The sequence below is a fragment of the Burkholderia sp. Bp9012 genome (genome assembly GCF_003853825.1).
Classification (GTDB): domain Bacteria; phylum Pseudomonadota; class Gammaproteobacteria; order Burkholderiales; family Burkholderiaceae; genus Burkholderia; species Burkholderia diffusa.
The window spans coordinates 239956-257420 of the sequence record NZ_QTQA01000002.1; the positions used below are offsets into that span (position 1 = coordinate 239956).

Sequence of the window (17465 nt, forward strand, 5' to 3'; positions counted from 1 at the left end):
ACCGCAATGACCCGCGTCCTCGACTACTTCAGCACGCTCGTGGCGGACGACGACAGTCTGCCCGTCACGGAAGCCGCGCTGTCGCTGGCGCAGGACGCGTATCCCGACCTCGACCTGCAGGGCACGCTGGCCGAACTCGACATGCTGGCGGCGCGGCTGCGCCGGCGGCTCGCCGACGATGCGGACCTGAAGGGCCGCGTCGCCGCGCTGAACGATTTCTTCTTCCGCGAGCTCGGCTTCGCGTGCAATCACAACGATTACTACGACCCCGATAACAGCCACCTGAACGCCGTGCTCAAACGGCGGCGCGGGATCCCGATCTCGCTGTCGGTGCTTTACCTGGAGCTCGCCGAGCAGATCGGCGTGCCGGCGCGCGGCGTGTCGTTCCCCGGCCACTTCCTGCTGCGCGTGACGCTGCCGGATGGCGACCTGATCATCGATCCGACCAACGGCCATTCGCTGTCCGAAGCCGAAATGGTCGAGATGCTCGAGCCGTACGTCGCGCGTGCGGCGGGCGCGGTCGACAGCGCGTTGCGCGCGCTGCTGCAGCCGGCCACGAGCCGCGAGATCATCGCGCGGATGCTGCGCAATCTGAAGACGATCTACCTGCAGACGGAACGCTGGCAGCGGCTGCTTGCCGTGCAGCAGCGGCTCGTGATCCTGCTGCCGGAACAACTCGACGAGGTGCGCGACCGCGGCTTCGCCTATGCGCGGCTCGACTATCTGCGCCCAGCACTCGAGGATCTCGAGCAGTATCTCGGCGAGCGGCCCGATGCGGACGACGCGACCGTCGTCGAATCGCAGGTGACCGAGTTGCGGCAGCGGATGCAGCGCGACGGCGAGGACTGAGCCGTCACGTCTCCCCGGAGCCCCGAACGTAAAAACGCCCGCATCGCGGGCGTTTTTCATTTGCAATTGCGAGGCCCTTACTTCGGCTGCATCCGGATCGCGCCGTCGAGGCGGATCACTTCGCCGTTGAGCATCGGATTCTCGACGATCTGGCGCACCAGCATCGCGTACTCGTCCGGTTTGCCGAGCCGCGGCGGGAACGGCACCATCGCGCCGAGCGCGTCCTGCACGTCCTTCGGCATGCCGAGCAGCATCGGCGTCTCGAACAGCCCGGGCGCGATCGTCATCACGCGGATGCCGTGGCGCGACAGATCGCGTGCGATCGGCAGCGTCATGCCCGCGACGCCGGCCTTCGACGCCGCGTATGCGGCCTGGCCGATCTGGCCGTCGTAAGCGGCGACCGACGCGGTGCTGACGATCACGCCGCGCTCGCCGCCGTCGTTCGGCGCGGTCGCAGCCATCGCAGCGGCCGCGAGCCGGATCATGTTGAAGGTGCCGACCAGGTTCACGTTGATCGTTTTCGCGAATACGTCGAGCGGATGCGCGCCGTCCTTGCCGACGGTCTTCGCGGCGGGCGCGATGCCCGCGCAGTTCACGAGGCCGCGCAGCGTGCCCGCGCGCGTCGCGGCGTCGACGGCCGCCTGCGCATCGGCCTCGCTCGACACGTCGCAGCGCACGAACACGCCGCCCAGCTCGCTCGCGAGCGCCGTGCCGGCCGCCTCGTTCAGGTCGGCGAGCACGACCTTGCCGCCGGCACGCGCGAGCATGCGGGCTGTCCCGGCGCCGAGGCCCGATGCGCCGCCCGTGATCAGAAAGACGTTGCCGCGAATCTCCATCACTGTCTCCTTGGTTGGGTCCGATGCCGGTCGATCGGAGGAAAGGCGGTGCGCCGGCCCACGCGGCGCACGCGTTCGATCGATTGTACGGGGCGCCGTCGTACGCCGGCCAGTGCGGCACGGTCGTGCGAATCCAGGTCAGACGAAACGGTCGCGGCAGACGAAAAAAAAGCCGCCCGGAAGGGCGGCTTGCGGTGCACGACGCGGTGCTTACTTCAGTGCGTCGAACGCACGCTCGCGGATTTCATCGACGCTGCCGAGGCCCGAGATCTTGCGATACTGCGGGGCTTTCAGGCCGTTTTCCTCGCCGCGCTGCGCCCAGTCGCCGTAATACTTGATCAGCGGCTTGGTCTGCGCTTCGTACACTTCGAGACGCTTCTTGACGGTTTCTTCCTTGTCGTCGTCGCGCTGGATCAGCGGTTCGCCCGTCACGTCGTCCACACCCTCGACCTTCGGCGGGTTGAACTTGACGTGGTACGTGCGGCCCGACGCCGGGTGCGTGCGGCGGCCGCTCATGCGCTCGACGATCTCCGAGAACGGGACGTCGATTTCGAGCACGTAATCGATCGCGACGCCAGCTTCCTTCATCGCGTCAGCCTGCGCGATCGTGCGCGGGAAGCCATCGAACAGATAGCCGTTCGCGCAATCGGCTTCCTTCAGGCGCTCCTTCACGAGACCGATGATCAGGTCGTCCGTCACGAGCTTGCCTTCGTCCATGAAGCGCTTCGCCTCGATGCCGAGCGGCGTGCCGGCCTTGACGGCCGCGCGCAGCATGTCACCCGTCGAGATTTGCGGGATGCCGAACTTTTCCTTGATGAAGTTTGCCTGGGTGCCCTTTCCCGCGCCGGGCGCGCCCAACAGGATCAAACGCATGGTGATATCTCCAGTATGTAGATTCGTGTGGCGAGACGCAAAAGCGTCGGCGACAACGTACGCGGGGCTTGCCTTGCACGCGGCGGACCGGTCTGATGCGGCGCGTCGGCGAAAAGCGACGCGCGGCTGCCGGGGCGGGCCGTGGCGGGGTCAAGCGAGGACGCGCGGGTCGCGGACGGCTCGCACAATCGCCTGATTATGCCACGGGTTATTTTGAACCCGGCCGAAAAAGGGCCTGCACGCGTGCAAGATCGGCCGGCGTGTCGATGCCGGCTTCGGGCGCATGCTCGGTGATCAGCACTGCGATGCGCTCGCCGTGCCACATCGCGCGCAGCTGTTCGAGCTGCTCGGCCTGCTCGATCGGCGCCTGCGCGAGCGACGGATAGGTGCGCAGAAAACGCGCGCGATACGCGTACAGGCCGATGTGACGATGGACCGGAAAGGCCGGCGCCGGCATGGCCGCGACGTCGGGCCAGTGCGGCTGGTACGCATCGCGGCTCCACGGAATCGGCGCGCGCGAGAAGTACATCGCGACGTTGCGCGCGTCGAGCGCGACCTTCACGATGTTCGGGTTGAACACATCGGCGGCGGCGTGGATCGGATGCGCCGCGGTCGCGATCGCGCAGTCCGGATGCGCGGCGAGGTGCGACGCTACGTCGCGCACGAGCGCCGGGTCGATCAGCGGTTCGTCGCCCTGCACGTTGACGACGACGGTGTCGTCGCTCCACCCGAACGTCGCGGCGACTTCCGCGAGCCGGTCGGTGCCGGACGGATGATCGGCACGCGTCAGCACGGCTTCGAAACCGTGCTCGCGGGCCGCGTCGAGCACGCTCTGTGCATCGGACGCGACGAGCACCTGCTGCGCGCCCGCTTCGCGCGCGCGCTCGGCGACGCGCACGACCATCGGCTTGCCGCCGAGATCGGCGAGCGGCTTGTTCGGCAGGCGCGTCGACGCGAGCCGGGCAGGAATGACGGCGATGAAGGGCTGCGGATGAGTCATCGGGGCTGGGCGGTGAGGGGGGCGGGGCGGGCGGCGCGTCGAAGGCAGGCCGCCCGGGGCAGGGGCCGGCACGCGGCCGCAGCGAACCGCGGCCAGGCGCCGGCGTAGCGGTGCGGCGTCAGCTGCCGGCCGGGCCGGCGGGGTCGACCGGCGTGCCTTCGACGGTCTGGCGTGCTTCGTCGACGAGCATCACGGGGATGCCGTCGCGGATCGGGTAGGCGAGCTTGTCCGCGTTGCAGATCAGCTCCTGCGCGGCGCGGTCATAGTGGAGCGGGCCTTTGCAGATAGGGCACACAAGGATTTCAAGCAGGCGAGCGTCCACGGAGTTTCTCCACAACGAGGGCAATGAGGCGAGGATCGAGCGCGGCTTCGACGGGGACGACCCACAGCCGAGCGTCGCGCCAGGAAGCGCCCAATTTTACTGCATCCTTCTCGGTGATCAGGATCGCATCGACCGCGTCGTCGACGAACGGATTGTCGGGGAACGCGTAGTGGTCGGGCAGCGCGCGCGTCGCCGGCGCGAGGCCGGCCGCGCGCAGCGTCGCGAAGAAGCGTTCCGGCGCGCCGATGCCGGCCGCGGCGAGCACGCGCTCGTTCGCGAACTGCGACAGCGGACGGCGCAGCGCCGGCTGGTCGAGGTGCCACGCGGCGCCCGGCGTGAGCGCGAGCGCATAGGTGTCGGGCCACGGCGGCAGCGCGCCGCTGTACGGATCGTTGACGAGCGTCGCGTCGCGGTGGCGCGACAGCGGCTCGCGCAGCGGCCCGGCCGGCAGCAGAAAGCCGTTGCCGCCGAGGCGATGGTCGAACACGACGAGCTCGACCGTCCGTGCGAGACGGTAGTGCTGGAGGCCGTCGTCGCTGACGATCACGTCGACGTTCGGGTGCGCGGCGCGCAGCGCCTGCGCGGCCGCGACGCGGTCGGGGCACACCCAAACGGGCGCGCCGGTGCGGCGCGCGATCAGGAGCGGTTCGTCGCCGGCCGCGCTCGCGCGCGATGCGGGCGTGACCGCGATGGGTGCCTTCACGTTCGCGCCGTAGCCGCGCGACACGACGCCCGGCGTGAACCCGGCCGCGCGCAGCGCGTCGACGAGCGCGATCACGGTCGGCGTCTTGCCGGTGCCGCCGACGGTCACGTTGCCGACCACGACGACGGGCACACCGACGTCGACCGGTTGCTTCCAGCCCTGCGCGTAGGCCGTGCGGCGCAGCGCCGCGCACAGGCCGAACACGCAGGCGAACGGCGTGAGCGCCCAGGCGAGGGCGCCGCGTCGCTGCCATTCGCGCGTGAGGCGTGCTTCGAGCCGCGCGAGCGGGCCGCCGGGCGCGCTCATCGGGCCGGACGCGGCGCGTCGTGCGCCGCGGCGTGGGACGGATTCATCAAGACGGATTCTCCGTTGGGCGGCGCATGCCGCAAGGTCTTCGGAAGGCGGCACTCTAGCGCGCCGCACGCGGGCGCGGCAAGCGCGGCCGGGCGACGCATCCGATGGGGGCGGATCGGAGCGGGTTGTGGATAACTCTGTGAAAAACTCCCCGCCCGTTCGCGTCAAACGCCCGTCGGATGGACATCGAATCGGCGTCGAATCAAACTGCAAGGTTTAAAAATATATAAAAATCAATGCGTTATACGGAATTGTCTGGTTTTTTCCGAGGTTTTCAAGTGTTTTTGGCGGACGATTACCAGAGTGTGGACACCTTCAGCGTGTTGCAGTGCGGGCGGGCGGTGCTGGACGCCGCGCGCGTGTCGGACTATCGTGTCGCCGCCAGCATTCATCTGACCGCCCATGCTTTCCGACTCTCCTTTTTCCGCTCCCGGCGCGACTCGCGGCGGCGACGAAGTGATTCCCGTTTCGGCGCTTAATCGCGCGATTTCGACGATGCTCGAGCGCTCGTTCCCGCTGCTGTGGATCTCGGGCGAAGTGTCGAATTTCACGCGCGCCGCCAGCGGCCACTGGTATTTCTCGATCAAGGACCAGCAGGCGCAGATGCGCTGCGTGATGTTTCGCGGTCGCGCGCAGTACGCGGAATTCACGCCGCGCGAAGGCGACCGGATCGAGGTGCGCGCGGTCGTCACGATGTACGAGCCGCGCGGCGAAGTGCAGCTCAACGTCGAAGCCGTGCGGCGCACGGGCCAAGGACGTCTTTACGAGGCATTCCTGCGGCTGAAGGCGCAGCTCGAGGCCGAAGGGCTGTTCGCAGCCGAGCGCAAGCGGCCACTGCCGGCGCACCCGCGCGCGATCGGCATCGTCACGTCGCTGCAGGCCGCCGCGCTGCGCGACGTGCTGACCACGCTCGCGCGCCGCGCGCCGCACATTCCGGTGATCGTCTATCCGGCGCCCGTGCAGGGGGCCGGTTCCGCCGAAAAGCTCGTCGCGGCCGTGCAGACCGCGAACGCGCGGCGCGAGGTCGACGTGCTGCTCGTGTGCCGCGGCGGCGGGTCGATCGAGGATCTGTGGTCGTTCAACGACGAAGCGCTCGCACGTGCGATCGCGGCGAGCGAACTGCCGGTCGTCAGCGGCGTCGGCCACGAAACCGATTTCACGATCACGGACTTCGCGGCCGACCTGCGCGCGCCGACGCCGACCGGCGCGGCCGAACTCGCGAGTCCGCAGCGCGCGTTGCTGTTGCGCGAGGTCGCCGACCGGCAGCGCGCGCTTGCGCGCAGCCTGGAGCGCGGGCTCGAGCAGCGTGCGCAGCAGCTCGACTGGCTCGCGCGCCGGCTCGTCAGCCCGGCCGAACGGCTGCAGCGGCAACGTACCCACGTCGAACAGCTGGCGGTGCGGCTCGCATCGGCGGCGTCGCGGCCGGTGCGCGACGCGCGTGCGCGTTTCGCGCTCGCGCAATTGCGCTGGCAGCGCGCGCGGCCCGACCCGGCGCAGGCGCGTCAGGCCGTCGCCGGACTGTCGCAACGTCTCGCGGTGGCGGTGCAGCGCCGTCACGAGCGCGATACCGCGCGCGTGTCGGCCTGCGCGGCGCGGCTCGAGGTGCTGAGCCCGCAGCGCACGCTCGAGCGCGGCTATGCGGCGCTGATCGACGCGCAGACCGGCCGCGCGGTGCGGGCGCCGAGCGCGCTGAAGCCGCAGCGCCGACTCACCGTGCATCTCGCCGAAGGCTCGGCCGACGTGTCGCTCGCCGACGTGCAGCCGCGGCTGACCGACACGATCTGACGACGACGGCGTAAGCGAAACGAAGGACGCGCGCCCGGCGGTCCGGACGTATCGAACGCCGGGCGCGGGAACGGATGCTGCGCATCGCCGTCTCGTCCTGCCGGATGAAGCGCCAGCGGCGATTTTCTGCATACCGCGGATAAATGCCCGTGAGTTTGCGGGGATATTCGGACTCGCCTACAATCGGACGCTCGGCAGCATTCAACACAGCCTCCCTACATACTCAACGAAGGAATCGCCATGGCTCATACGCTCCCGCCGCTCCCGTACGCTGAAGACGCACTCGCGCCGACCATCTCGAAAGAGACGATCGAGTACCACTACGGCAAGCATCACCAGGCATATGTGACGAACCTGAACAATCTGATCCCGGGCACGGAATTCGAAAACCTGTCGCTGGAAGAGATCGTGAAGAAGTCGTCGGGCGGCATCTTCAACAACGCCGCGCAAATCTGGAACCACACGTTCTTCTGGAACAGCCTGTCGCCGAACGGCGGCGGCGCACCGTCGGGCGCGCTCGGCGACGCGATCAATGCGAAGTGGGGTTCGTACGACGCATTCAAGGAAGCGTTCACGAAGGCCGCGGTCGGCACGTTCGGTTCGGGCTGGGCATGGCTCGTGAAGAAGGCCGACGGTTCGCTCGACATCGTCTCGACGAGCAACGCCGCCACGCCGCTGACGACGGCCGACAAGCCGCTGCTGACGATCGACGTGTGGGAGCACGCGTACTACATCGACTACCGCAACGCACGTCCGAAGTTCGTTGAAGCGTTCTGGAACATCGTGAACTGGGACTTCGCAGCGAAGAACTTCGCGTAAGTCCGGGCATCCCGCGTGTAGCGGGACAATATAGTCTGGAAAGTGCAATAAAGATCGGAAAACCCAGACTGAGCAGTGCAATAAAGTTTTGAAACTGTAGCGAAATTGAAAGCCCTCGATATGAGGGCTTTCTGTTTTTTATACCCGCATTTTTTAGGAAATCCTCGACTTCCAACGGCAGGAGGGTTTTCTGTCACAGCGCTGGCTGGTGTTCAACGCGAAGAATTTCAATCGCGCTGGGAGCAGTAGGTGTGGGCCGCCTAGACTTGAGGATCGTTGGCGCCGTCGCACAGCGGGCGCAATTGCCCCCATGGAACCTCTTTGGAAACGCCTGGCGATACGGTTGCATCGAGAATTTCCTGAAGCAGTGAATCCATGTTCGGCTCCCTCGTCGGCCCAGAGCAATCTTATGAAAAACGCGCGTGCTCCGCTAGACGGAGTGGAGACGTTCGTGTCGGCTGGGGCGCGAGCTGGCGAGTACCATGCGCGGCGGGCGCGAGGACTGAACGTTTGCGCATGCGGAACCCCTTTGAACGGGGACGTCCGCTGGACGTCATGGGATCAGCGAAAGCTTTCGCAGAACGGTCTCGATGACCGGCCGCCATTTCGGCGGGCAGCTGATCTTTCTAGGTCCCGTCCGTTTCGTTCGTAGCACCGCGCCATTTTTTTCCTTCGTGTCGGCGATCCAGCATGGTTTTACGGTCTTCCCGTGCGACACCCTGATTTCGTCAATGACAACCTGATACGTGTTCATCTGTACCTCCTGACGTTGGACACAAATGATCGTAGCGAAAAGCCAATCGGCTCGCGAAGCACCATTTAGTTGCTCCTTGTCCCTCAGTCTTGGCTGCGCATTCATCACCGCGACACTGCGCCGAAGTCGCAGTGGAACTGGAGACTGACCACGTGGGTGGCATCGCCCGCGGCCGTGTCGAAGTAGGTCAAGGTGCCGTCAGAAATCCCGCTCGATCAACATTTCATCGTGAAAGACTGCAAAAACGGCGGGCAGAATTTGTCCAGAATTTCGCAAAGACGGTGTGGCGACGTCGTGTTTCTGGATTCGATCGAGTATGAAATATCGTCAAATGCGTGCGATATCGTATTGGTGATTTGATACGATGTTTGGCGTATCAATGGGATGAGCGTCGTTCTCCGTCGCCTACATTTTCCCAACAATGATTTCGATACAGTGAGAGCGACGTGATCACCGGTCCGGACGTTCTTGCCTCCGCGGCCGTGCGGGGTATCTGAGAGGAAGGAAGAACAAAATGGAAGCCAGGGCATCCTCGGTCGGGGAGCTGTCGTCGAGCGGTCTTTTTGACGCTTTTCACCGGGGCATTTTGCAGAATGATCGGCTGCTGAAACTCGATACGCCCCTGGGCGCGAATACCCTCGTTGCATTACGTGCCGAGGGGTATGCAAAAATAGGGCGCGATTATCGGTGGACTGTCGATGTAGCGTCGATGCGCACCGATCTTGCGCTTCTGTCGTTGATGCATCAGCCCGTCACGTTGTGGATTCAGCAGGAAACCGCGCCATTCGCTGAGTCGACCTACCTTCCCGTCCACGGCTTTGTACACCGTATCGGGATGCTGGGTGCAGATGGTGGCCTGGCTGTCTACCAGCTGGAGATCTCGTCGGCTTTGCACTTCCTCGGGCATACCCGCGACGATCATTTTTGGCTCGAAAAGGATGCACGGGAGATTCTGGCGAATGTGTTCGACCGATATCCGCAGCTGCAAGGTCTCTATCGATTCGACACCGTCAGCACCCCGCGGGTGCGCTCGTATTGCAGACAGGCAGAGTCCGACCTGAATTTCGTCCATCGGCTGCTCGAGGATGAGGGTTGGTATTTCTACTGGGAGCACGCGACCACCCAGTCAGGGGAGCCACCGAAGACGACCCTGGTCATCGTCGACCGTCTTTCCTCGCTACCCCAGCCAAAGGATGCGACCTATACCCGCGGCAACGCGAGCAATGAAAGCAATGGCGTAGCGCAATGGGCAGCAATCCAGACGCTCCAAAGCGTGCGTTATACAACGCGTTCATTCGACTACAAGCGCCCGAATTACGACTTCGAGGCAGTTAGCGAAATCGAGTCGACGACCTACGAGATCGAGCAGCGTCGACAACGTGAAACGCAAAGCATCCCGACGGTGCCAATGGAGGTCTTCGAATCGACGCCGTATGGGTATCCCACCACGGATGCCGGTGGATCTCGCGCGCAATTGCATACGCAGGCCTGGGATGCGCAGGCATTGCGCTACGCGGCAGTCGCCGGATTGCGTTGGATCGACGCTGGGAGGCGTTTCGTGCTGCACGACCACCCCCGGCATTCGAACCCGGACGCCAAGCACCGCGAGTTCGTCGCGATCGAAGCGCGATGGCTCGTCGAAAATAATGTGCCTATCGCTCGCCAGGGAGCTGCTTTCCCGCACAGTTTGCAGCGGCGAGTTACCGACGCAAAGGCAGTTCGCGGGAGCGATTTCCAGTCGCCGCCACACCCGGCCGACGGCGAAACTGGATTCTTCGTCGTGGACGTCGAAGCTCAACCCACGACTATCGAATATCGGAGCCCGTTCGAGCACCGCAAACCAATCATGCATATCGAGCATGCGATCGTGGTGGCGCCAGAGGGGGAAGAAGCTTGGGCCGACGAATCGAATCGAATTCGCGTGCGGCACGCATGGGATCGCCAGAGTCCTGCAGGGGCTTTCAATACATCGCCGTTGCTGTTGTCGTTGCAGTCCGACACTGGGAATTCGTACGGCTCCGTACACGTTCCGCGCGCGGGGGAATGGGTGGCGATTAGCCACTGGGGCGGCGATTGTGATCGCCCGTTCGTGCTTGGACGGCTTAATGGCGGTACGACTCCACCGCCTTGGCATACGAATGTGTTGCTATCGGGTTTTCAGTCGAGTGGGTTCGGCGGTACGGGCGCTTTCAACTCGTTCGTTCACGACGATTCAACCAATCAAGGTGCGACGCGACTGACCTCCTTCACGGGTTCAAGCTACAGCTCGTTCCATCAGGGATATCTGATCAGCCAAGACCGGAACAAGCGTGGGCGTTACCTTGGTGCCGGTTTCCGGATTCACACCGACGACTACGGCGCGGTACGAGCGAACCGCGGCCTTTATTTGAGTACGCATGCCAAGGCGCACGACGCAGAGCAGCTCGACGTCGTTGAGGCGAGGGATCAGCTGACGCGATCGGGCATGCTTGTGGAATCGCTATCAAGCGCCAGCGCGACGGCGCAGGCCGAGTCGCTGGAGGGAAGTCAAGACACTCTGAAAGCCGTAGCCAAGGCCACCGAGCATCCCATTTCAGGACAAACGTCAGGGGGCAGGACCGATGGCGGCGGAACAGGGGAGGCCAACGGATTCGCCACCCCGATGATCATGATGGCCACGCCAGCCGATATCGGATTAACGTCCCGACAGTCGACTAGCATCGCAGCGGATCGACACATCAATCTGACCAGCGGCGAACACACTCACCTTGCCACGGGCAAATCCCTCATCGTTGCGGCTGCAGAAAAGATCAGCCTGTTTGTGCAAAAGGCGGGGATGAAACTGTTCGCTGCAAAGGGCAAGGTCGAAATCGCTGCGCAAAGCGACGCGTTGAGCCTGTTCGCCGATCGCGACGTAACGGTTACTAGCAATCAAGGTAGAGTCGTAATCGAGGCGAAGCAGGAGCTGATTCTGAAGTGTGGTGGCTCGTACATTCGCATCACCGCGGAAGGTATCGAAGACGGCTCGCGAGGACCTCGTACGATCAAATCGGCCTCATTCAGTCGTCAAGGTCCGAGCTCGATCGCTGAACACATGAACAGCTTGCCTAAGACTGCGTTCAACGACCCCTATGTGCTTCGCCACTCGATCACAGGTGAAGTGCTCAAGAATCACCCGTACGAGTTCGTACGGAGTGATGGAACAGTCATCAAGGGCGTGACGGACGAACTCGGTAAGACTTCGGTGCAGAAGAACGTGGACGTCGAGACGATGATTGTGCGTGTGTTGCCTCGCACGCTCAACAACGTCGGCTAGCGGTCCGAATCGTGGATCGCGTCAATCGGCATCAGCACATCTTGAATCTCTCCGATCAACCGCAGTAATCGTAGGTACCGGTATGGGTCCGAACAATTCCGGCAGCAACAACCCAGCGAAGCAATCCGATACGGTCGTCATTCAAGGGCAGCACGAGCCAGGCGGTGGGTCGTCCGCAAAGGTGACGTTAACGCCGGATGCCAACAAATGCACTAAAGAGTTTCATTGCGACCCGCGGCCACCTATCCCGGTGATTTTTATTCCCGGGGTGATGGGCTCCCTGCTAATCAACAGAAATACTGGGCAGGAGATTTGGAATCCGCCGAATGAAACCAACCGCGCTGCGATAGCATTCGGCTGGAATGGATACTTCTCAGATGCGTCGGAGCGCGAAACAAAGTACGACACATCGTCGGCAGTCGTCTCCACGCTCGGCGCGATCGTGACGACGGGTTGCGATCTGACGGCCGACGAAGCGCGACGGCGAGGCTGGGGATCGGTCCATTCGAAGAGTTACCATGGATCGCTCGCTTGGCTTGAGCGCGAGCTCAACCACCCAATGAAGGAGGGAAAGCTCCTTGGCGCCTGGGCAAGCGGTGATCCGAAAGGTGAAGACTTCACTTTGAATCCGGTCATCGGGACAGCGCCATCGAGCTACGGCGCGAATGGTCCGGGTATCGACCCGCTGAAGGTCGACTCGGATGAATTTAAGAAGTTCTGCCAGTACCGATATCCGGTGTATGCGATCGGCTACAACTGGTTGCAATCGAATCTGCTGTCGGCCGAAGACGCCGTGAAGGGTGTTGACTATGTCGACCAGAAAACCCACAAGAAATACCATTTGATGGGCATCAAGGAGATCTGCGCCGAGAACAAAGTAAAGAAGGCAATCATCATCACCCACTCCATGGGGGGGCTCGTCGCCCGCATGGCTTCAGTGATAGCGGGTTACGACGACTTGATGTATGGCGTGATCCACGGGGCGCAGCCAGCGACTGGCGCACCGTTGGCCGCACGACGGTTTCGCGCCGGCGCTGAAGGGGAGGGGGCAATCCTCAATAAGGTACTCGTGGGGCGAAACGCGCCGGAATTTACGGCAATCACGGTCAATGCACCCGGGCCGTTGGAGCTCCTTCCGATGCCCGACTATCACGACTATGAACCTTGGTGGGTTGTTCGCGACATGAAGCGACAGGAAGTACTCGCGCTGCCGAAGAAGAACGACACACTGAAGTTGTTCACGTCACAGGCGTGGTACGGCTTGGTCCCCAACCAGTCCGACGCAATGCTCGATCCTGCTGGAATTGCCAAACAGCGCCTGCAAACGACTCAGCCTGGCATGACGCTGCAGAAGAACTTTCTGACGACAATGCAGGACGTGGTTGACCGGCAGCATCAACTGATAAACAACTATCATCCGAACACCTTTGCCTTCTACGGGAACGGTCCCTTGCGACGGTCGAGCGAGGTTGACCCGACAAAGGGCGGTACAGCCAAGGCTCCTACCAAGCAGGAGACCACTGCACCAGCGGATAAGCTGCTCACCTTCGGCCGAATCTATTGGCGTGGTGACTTCCCAGCAGGTACGACCGAAGAGGACCTGATGAAGGCCGAACTCTTGAGCGACGACCAGAAGGGCCAGGTCCGTATCCGCGTTAAGGGGCTTGTCTGTACACTCTTTGCGGAGATCATGGATCCCAATTTTCCGCAGGAGCGAGGCTTGATCTTTGGGGATGGCACGGTGCCGAGCTGGTCTGGGGAATCCGTCGCACGTGGCTTGAAGGCCGGTGTCCCTGGCGAAAAGGCGAAGGGTGTGCAGATCGCCTTCACGCAGAACGGGTTTGATCACCAAGGCTGCTTCGGGCATCCGTGGGCGAAGTGGGCCACACTCTATAGTATGGTCAAGGTCGCAAAATCGATCGACGTTCCCGTATGACAACATTAAACCAGTTCACAAATCGAATCGCAGTCGCGCTCGTGGCCTTCTCGGTAGGGATGGCCGCGTGCTCGAAGAGTAATCCGTCGGAGTTGCCTATGACCACCCCCGTGATGCATGACACCCGCCCGTGGTGTATTGGCCGTTTCGTTGTCGACCTTCCCCATGATGCAGAGGTGTACAACCAAGAATATAAGTACATGGGGTACTCGATCGATGTAGCGAAGAACGTAGGTCAACAGGAATTCGGACGGAGAGTAGAGGCGCGCGAGCACGAGCTGAAGACCAAGCTGCGGGTTGATCCGCATAATTCCTTCTCGCCGACGAAGACTCCGTGGCTCCATCAGGCGGTACAGCCCAATGACTACTCTCGTCTCTTTGTTTTCGGGCGATACGACGTCCCGCCCGCCGAGCTCTCATACGACGTGGAAGGGTACGCGTGGTCGCACGACACGCAATTCACCCTGAAGAACAAGTTCGGCGATGGCTATGACCAGAGCGCGGTCCAGAATGCGTCCGAGATCCTGCGAAATATTCGTCCGCGTGATGAAGGGGACGTGCCGAACGATGGCGCATTTTGCTTTAACGGCGGCCTGATCGGCGGCAAGCAACTTCCGGCTTTCGATGCCACCGTCGCGGCCGGTCTTGTTCCGGGGCGACCGTCTAATCTGATCGTGAAGCTGCGCGAATCTGTTGCTGCCGATCAGAAGGCGTCGCTGTTGAGCGGGCTTTCGGAATTTGAGGCTCAGCTGAAGCCGTACGCGGGGCACTATAAGGTATTGCGAAAGGGCAAGCGTCAAGTCGCCGGCATTCAAGCCGAGGAAATTCTCGTCGACATCCATGAAGATGGCGTTCAGAAGTACCAGTTCTATCTGTTAGCGGCCGGGGTAGCGGGAGATCCATCAAAACCGCACACCGCCATTCAATTGCTGTTCGGCGCGGAACCTGACGCGGTAAATCCCGCGTCCGTGACGACGTCACCGGTGAACGAGGAACAGGCCATCCAGGCGTGGGATACGGTCCTGAACAGCTTCCACTATCGTGGCGCCGCGAAGTAAGCAGGAGGTGGGGGAATGCCGCGCTATGACATCGTGAAGGGCGATCTGACAACCGTTGGCGGAGTGGTGCAGAGCGGGGATGGGGCAGACCTGATAAACGGTCGCGAGCAAGCCTACGAACATGATCCCGTCTTTTGTCCAGTCTGCAAAACCGTCGGGAAAATTGCGTGCGATGGCCCGCGGATTTCCACCACCGGACCCGATGGAAGGCAGGCCGCGCTCAGTGACGATCTTTGCATCTGTCTTTGTTCTCCGCCACCACGTCTGGTCGCCTCGCAGACGACGTCGTGTAGCGACACTTAGCTGCCGCGACTGGCCCGGTAGATGGCCGCCACGTCGACGTCCAGTGCCTCGTTGGCCTGTACCTGGCGCTGGGCGGGCGAGCCCGCCACTGGCAGTACCCGCGGCGCGAGACGGCCAGCACCCTGCACAGCCGGCTCACACTGTACTGGTCCCGTCCGCATACGGCTAACGTTTCGCCGGCGATACTTTCGTGCCTCAAGTTTTTGTAGCACGTTGTCGATAAGTTGGGCACATCTCCGAGACCTGTTGACCTATGCTACTAAACGTTCCGTGCGCCACGGTTGTCAAGCCCTTCTTTTTTCGTTTATGTGTTGGCGCGATACTCGTCGCGCTCGTCAGCGCCTGCGCTAGTACTGATCCCGCAGCGAATAACTACGTTAACAAGCCAAACACATGGTCAGTTTCGGAGCGTACGTTTAGCGCTGTCACGCGAACGTCGGCGAGCGCTGACATGAGTGCAGCAATAGAAATTCCCGAATCTGAAAAGAAGTATCGCCCGTTTTTGGGGGTGGCGATATCTGGGGGTGGAAGCCGGGCGGCGAATTTTGGCATGTACGTTTTGAAGGAACTGGAAAGGCTTGGTGTTCTGAATCGCATAGACGCCATTTCTTCAGTATCAGGCGGTTCTATCGTCGCCGCCCACTTCGGACTTTACTATCCAAAACTTAGGGGCGATTACTGGGATTTTGCTGAGAAAGATCTACGTCAGGATTTCCGAGATGATTGGCTTGCGAGACATGCCAATCCTGCTAATTGGCGAACGTTGAGCGGTAAAGGGTTTAATGCAAGTACCATACTGGCCAAAACGTACGATGATATGCTTTTTCATGGTGCGGTTTTCCGGCAAATGAGTTTTCCGGGGCCAGGGAGTCCACACATTCTGATAAATTCTACCGTCGTTGGTGGTCCGGAGCTGCTGAGCAATTGTTTGGCACAGGGAAGAAATGCTTTCAGTCAGCGGCTGAGTACGTTTGTCTTTTCTGACGACGCCTTCAAATTTTGTCTTGGCTCCGACTTAGGCACTTATTCAATCGCCCAAGCTGTTGCGGCCTCGTCAGCATACCCACTTGTATTTTCACCTGTGGTATTGACAAGCTACCCGCGTGTCATGATGGGGGATAAAGGAAATGAACCTCTTCAATATCTGCATGTCATGGACGGGGGTGTATCTGACAACCTCGGGGTTGACGCGCTGGTATCGGCGGCTAACGGGCGATGGCATCATGGACTTGCAGAAGAAAGTCTCAACACATCGTTGGCAGTTTCATCCGACAAGGTCCCTTGTTTCATAATTGTGGTGGATGCATTCATCGACGATGGAGAAAAACTCGAAGAAGAGTACCCGGACCTAAGACATTCATTGTTGGACAGAATCATTGACCCGTCATGGCACTACGCCTTCGACGCGCTGCTCCAACGGCGGCGCTCGGATTCATTGCTAAATCTTGGAATCGATCTCGAAGCAAGAACACCGTCCGGTGACTACACAAGAGCCGTTTCAAGTCATGTGATTCCGCTGAGGGGTGAGCGCGGAATGGTTCAGAAGCGCTATGGAGACCTCATTGTTTTGGAGCCGAACGCGGGCGACTTGACATGTGGGGTTTGGCATATCTCGCTTCGTGACGTCTTTGAGCTTGGCGCCGGTACCCCCGGGTTTTTTTCCAATTTCGATAACGTAATGCTGCGCGGAACTACATATGCGCTGATCACAAATACAAAAACTGATCTTAAATTCACTGGGGCGGAATCCTGCAGGCCAGAGGTATATCAACGCGCGTTGGCTGATGCTGCGAAAATTCTTGTTCGAGAAGATGCCGAAGGATTGAGTGTTCTGCATAAGTGGTTGATCGATCATTCGATCGATACCAATACGAGTTGGGCGCCCGACCCACCGGGAACGAACGGTGAACGATTCAATGTGACGGCGGTAAAGAAAGGACCTTCTGGAAAGCCTTCTGGATTAGTGAAATGCTTGAACTAGCGGACGATTGTTCGCGAGTAGTAAATTGTCTACTTGCGACGCCAACGTCGTCAGCCGGCGGACGGTGCTTTGCGAATGGCAACGTTGAAATGAGCTCAAATCCGAAGCGGACCTTAGTAGAAGAAGAAAAAAGGAGGCGGGCTTAGTATAAAGATGCCATGTATCGCTGGAGCGGCTCAGTGGTGGCATCGACCTTGAGGCGATCTTCGCGGCTCGGACGCCGGGCTGGCACCAGTGCATGGACCGAGAGGCCGGGAGGGCGGCGATAGCGATCAACGGTCGTTCGGAGCGATGGTGCCGGCGATCAGTCTTGGACTGGCGGCTGCCCGTTCAACGATGCTTGCGAGTGCCAGCAGACGAATTCTGCGGTCATTGCCGTTGCGCCCTGAAGGAGACCGTCGATTCGGGATCGCGAAGCGTCTGGAGCGGGAAGCCGGGAGGGTTGCCGGAAGATGCCACTGGCGCCGTCTACCCAAAGTCGGCTGAAAGGTTACCGCCATTCTTTTCCACGAACAGCTGGCGGACCCGGCGGAGAGTTCCTCAAATGGCGCATGATGCTGGTCGAACTCACGGCGCCTTGAAGCAGCAGTCCAGCGA

General features: G+C 61.6%; 15 protein-coding genes and 1 pseudogene. 9 read left to right on the forward strand and 7 right to left on the reverse strand.

Translation table 11 applies throughout. The features are described 5' to 3' along the window. Positions 1 to 6 precede the first annotated feature (6 nt). Entirely contained in the window at positions 7 to 849 is an 843-nt protein-coding gene (locus tag DIE11_RS03325) for a SirB1 family protein (RefSeq protein WP_059608018.1), read from the forward strand. Positions 850 to 926: 77 nt separating this feature from the next. Here DIE11_RS03325 and DIE11_RS03330 read toward each other — a convergent pair whose 3' ends face one another. The 5 genes from DIE11_RS03330 to lpxK form a co-directional block, all read right to left on the reverse strand. Continuing rightward, positions 927 to 1685, reverse strand: coding sequence for an SDR family NAD(P)-dependent oxidoreductase (locus DIE11_RS03330; RefSeq protein ID WP_124621492.1), 759 nt, complete (start codon positions 1683 to 1685; stop codon positions 927 to 929). A 210-nt stretch (positions 1686 to 1895) separates the two neighbouring features. Further along, complete coding sequence (gene adk / locus DIE11_RS03335; RefSeq protein WP_059607999.1) at positions 1896 to 2558, reverse strand: adenylate kinase; 663 nt, start codon at positions 2556 to 2558, stop codon at positions 1896 to 1898. A gap of 208 nt (positions 2559 to 2766) precedes the next feature. After that, the gene (gene kdsB / locus DIE11_RS03340; protein ID WP_059527793.1) at positions 2767 to 3558 is read right to left on the reverse strand and encodes a 3-deoxy-manno-octulosonate cytidylyltransferase; all 792 of its coding nucleotides are present in this window, start codon (positions 3556 to 3558) and stop codon (positions 2767 to 2769) included. A 118-nt stretch (positions 3559 to 3676) separates the two neighbouring features. Further along, the gene (locus DIE11_RS03345; RefSeq protein ID WP_006750935.1) at positions 3677 to 3880 is read right to left on the reverse strand and encodes a Trm112 family protein; all 204 of its coding nucleotides are present in this window, start codon (positions 3878 to 3880) and stop codon (positions 3677 to 3679) included. Next, positions 3861 to 4889, reverse strand: a complete 1029-nt coding sequence (gene lpxK / locus DIE11_RS03350) for a tetraacyldisaccharide 4'-kinase (RefSeq protein WP_059608000.1) — start codon at positions 4887 to 4889, stop codon at positions 3861 to 3863. The genes DIE11_RS03345 and lpxK overlap by 20 nt, the downstream gene beginning before the upstream one ends. Positions 4890 to 5173: 284 nt before the next feature. On the opposite strand from lpxK, the gene DIE11_RS36165 reads away from it, so the two are divergent. From DIE11_RS36165 to sodB, 3 genes are all read left to right on the forward strand, one after another. Continuing rightward, positions 5174 to 5416 carry a hypothetical protein gene (locus DIE11_RS36165; RefSeq protein WP_185633708.1) on the forward strand — a complete coding sequence of 81 codons (243 nt, stop codon included), beginning with the start codon at positions 5174 to 5176 and terminating at the stop codon, positions 5414 to 5416. Beyond that, positions 5340 to 6722, forward strand: coding sequence for an exodeoxyribonuclease VII large subunit (xseA, locus tag DIE11_RS03355; protein ID WP_124621494.1), 1383 nt, complete (start codon positions 5340 to 5342; stop codon positions 6720 to 6722). The genes DIE11_RS36165 and xseA overlap by 77 nt, the downstream gene beginning before the upstream one ends. 240 nt (positions 6723 to 6962) lie before the next feature. Next, a complete protein-coding gene (gene sodB, locus DIE11_RS03360; protein WP_044848579.1) occupies positions 6963 to 7541 on the forward strand; it encodes a superoxide dismutase [Fe] in 579 nt (192 codons plus the stop codon). Positions 7542 to 8094: 553 nt separating this feature from the next. Here sodB and DIE11_RS03365 read toward each other — a convergent pair. Continuing rightward, positions 8095 to 8295, reverse strand: a complete 201-nt coding sequence (locus DIE11_RS03365) for a hypothetical protein (RefSeq protein ID WP_124621496.1) — start codon at positions 8293 to 8295, stop codon at positions 8095 to 8097. Positions 8296 to 8809: 514 nt separating this feature from the next. On the opposite strand from DIE11_RS03365, the gene DIE11_RS03370 reads away from it, so the two are divergent. The 4 genes from DIE11_RS03370 to DIE11_RS03385 all read left to right on the forward strand — a co-directional run bounded on the left by DIE11_RS03370 (position 8810) and on the right by DIE11_RS03385 (position 14887). Continuing rightward, the gene (locus DIE11_RS03370) at positions 8810 to 11590 is read left to right on the forward strand and encodes a type VI secretion system Vgr family protein (RefSeq protein ID WP_124621498.1); all 2781 of its coding nucleotides are present in this window, start codon (positions 8810 to 8812) and stop codon (positions 11588 to 11590) included. 82 nt (positions 11591 to 11672) lie between these two features. After that, entirely contained in the window at positions 11673 to 13526 is a 1854-nt protein-coding gene (locus DIE11_RS03375; protein ID WP_260437065.1) for a GPI inositol-deacylase, read from the forward strand. A 98-nt stretch (positions 13527 to 13624) separates the two neighbouring features. Next, positions 13625 to 14584 carry a T6SS immunity protein Tli4 family protein gene (locus tag DIE11_RS03380; protein WP_124621500.1) on the forward strand — a complete coding sequence of 320 codons (960 nt, stop codon included), beginning with the start codon at positions 13625 to 13627 and terminating at the stop codon, positions 14582 to 14584. A gap of 15 nt (positions 14585 to 14599) precedes the next feature. After that, entirely contained in the window at positions 14600 to 14887 is a 288-nt protein-coding gene (locus DIE11_RS03385) for a PAAR domain-containing protein (protein ID WP_124621502.1), read from the forward strand. Here DIE11_RS03385 and DIE11_RS03390 read toward each other — a convergent pair. After that, positions 14887 to 15041, reverse strand: a pseudogene (locus DIE11_RS03390) (IS3 family transposase); the annotation flags it as partial. The gene DIE11_RS03385 and the pseudogene DIE11_RS03390 sit on opposite strands and share 1 nt — an antisense overlap. A 297-nt stretch (positions 15042 to 15338) precedes the next feature. On the opposite strand from DIE11_RS03390, the gene DIE11_RS03395 reads away from it, so the two are divergent. Next, entirely contained in the window at positions 15339 to 16868 is a 1530-nt protein-coding gene (locus DIE11_RS03395) for a patatin-like phospholipase family protein (RefSeq protein ID WP_124621504.1), read from the forward strand. The last annotated feature ends 597 nt before the right edge of the window (positions 16869 to 17465 follow it).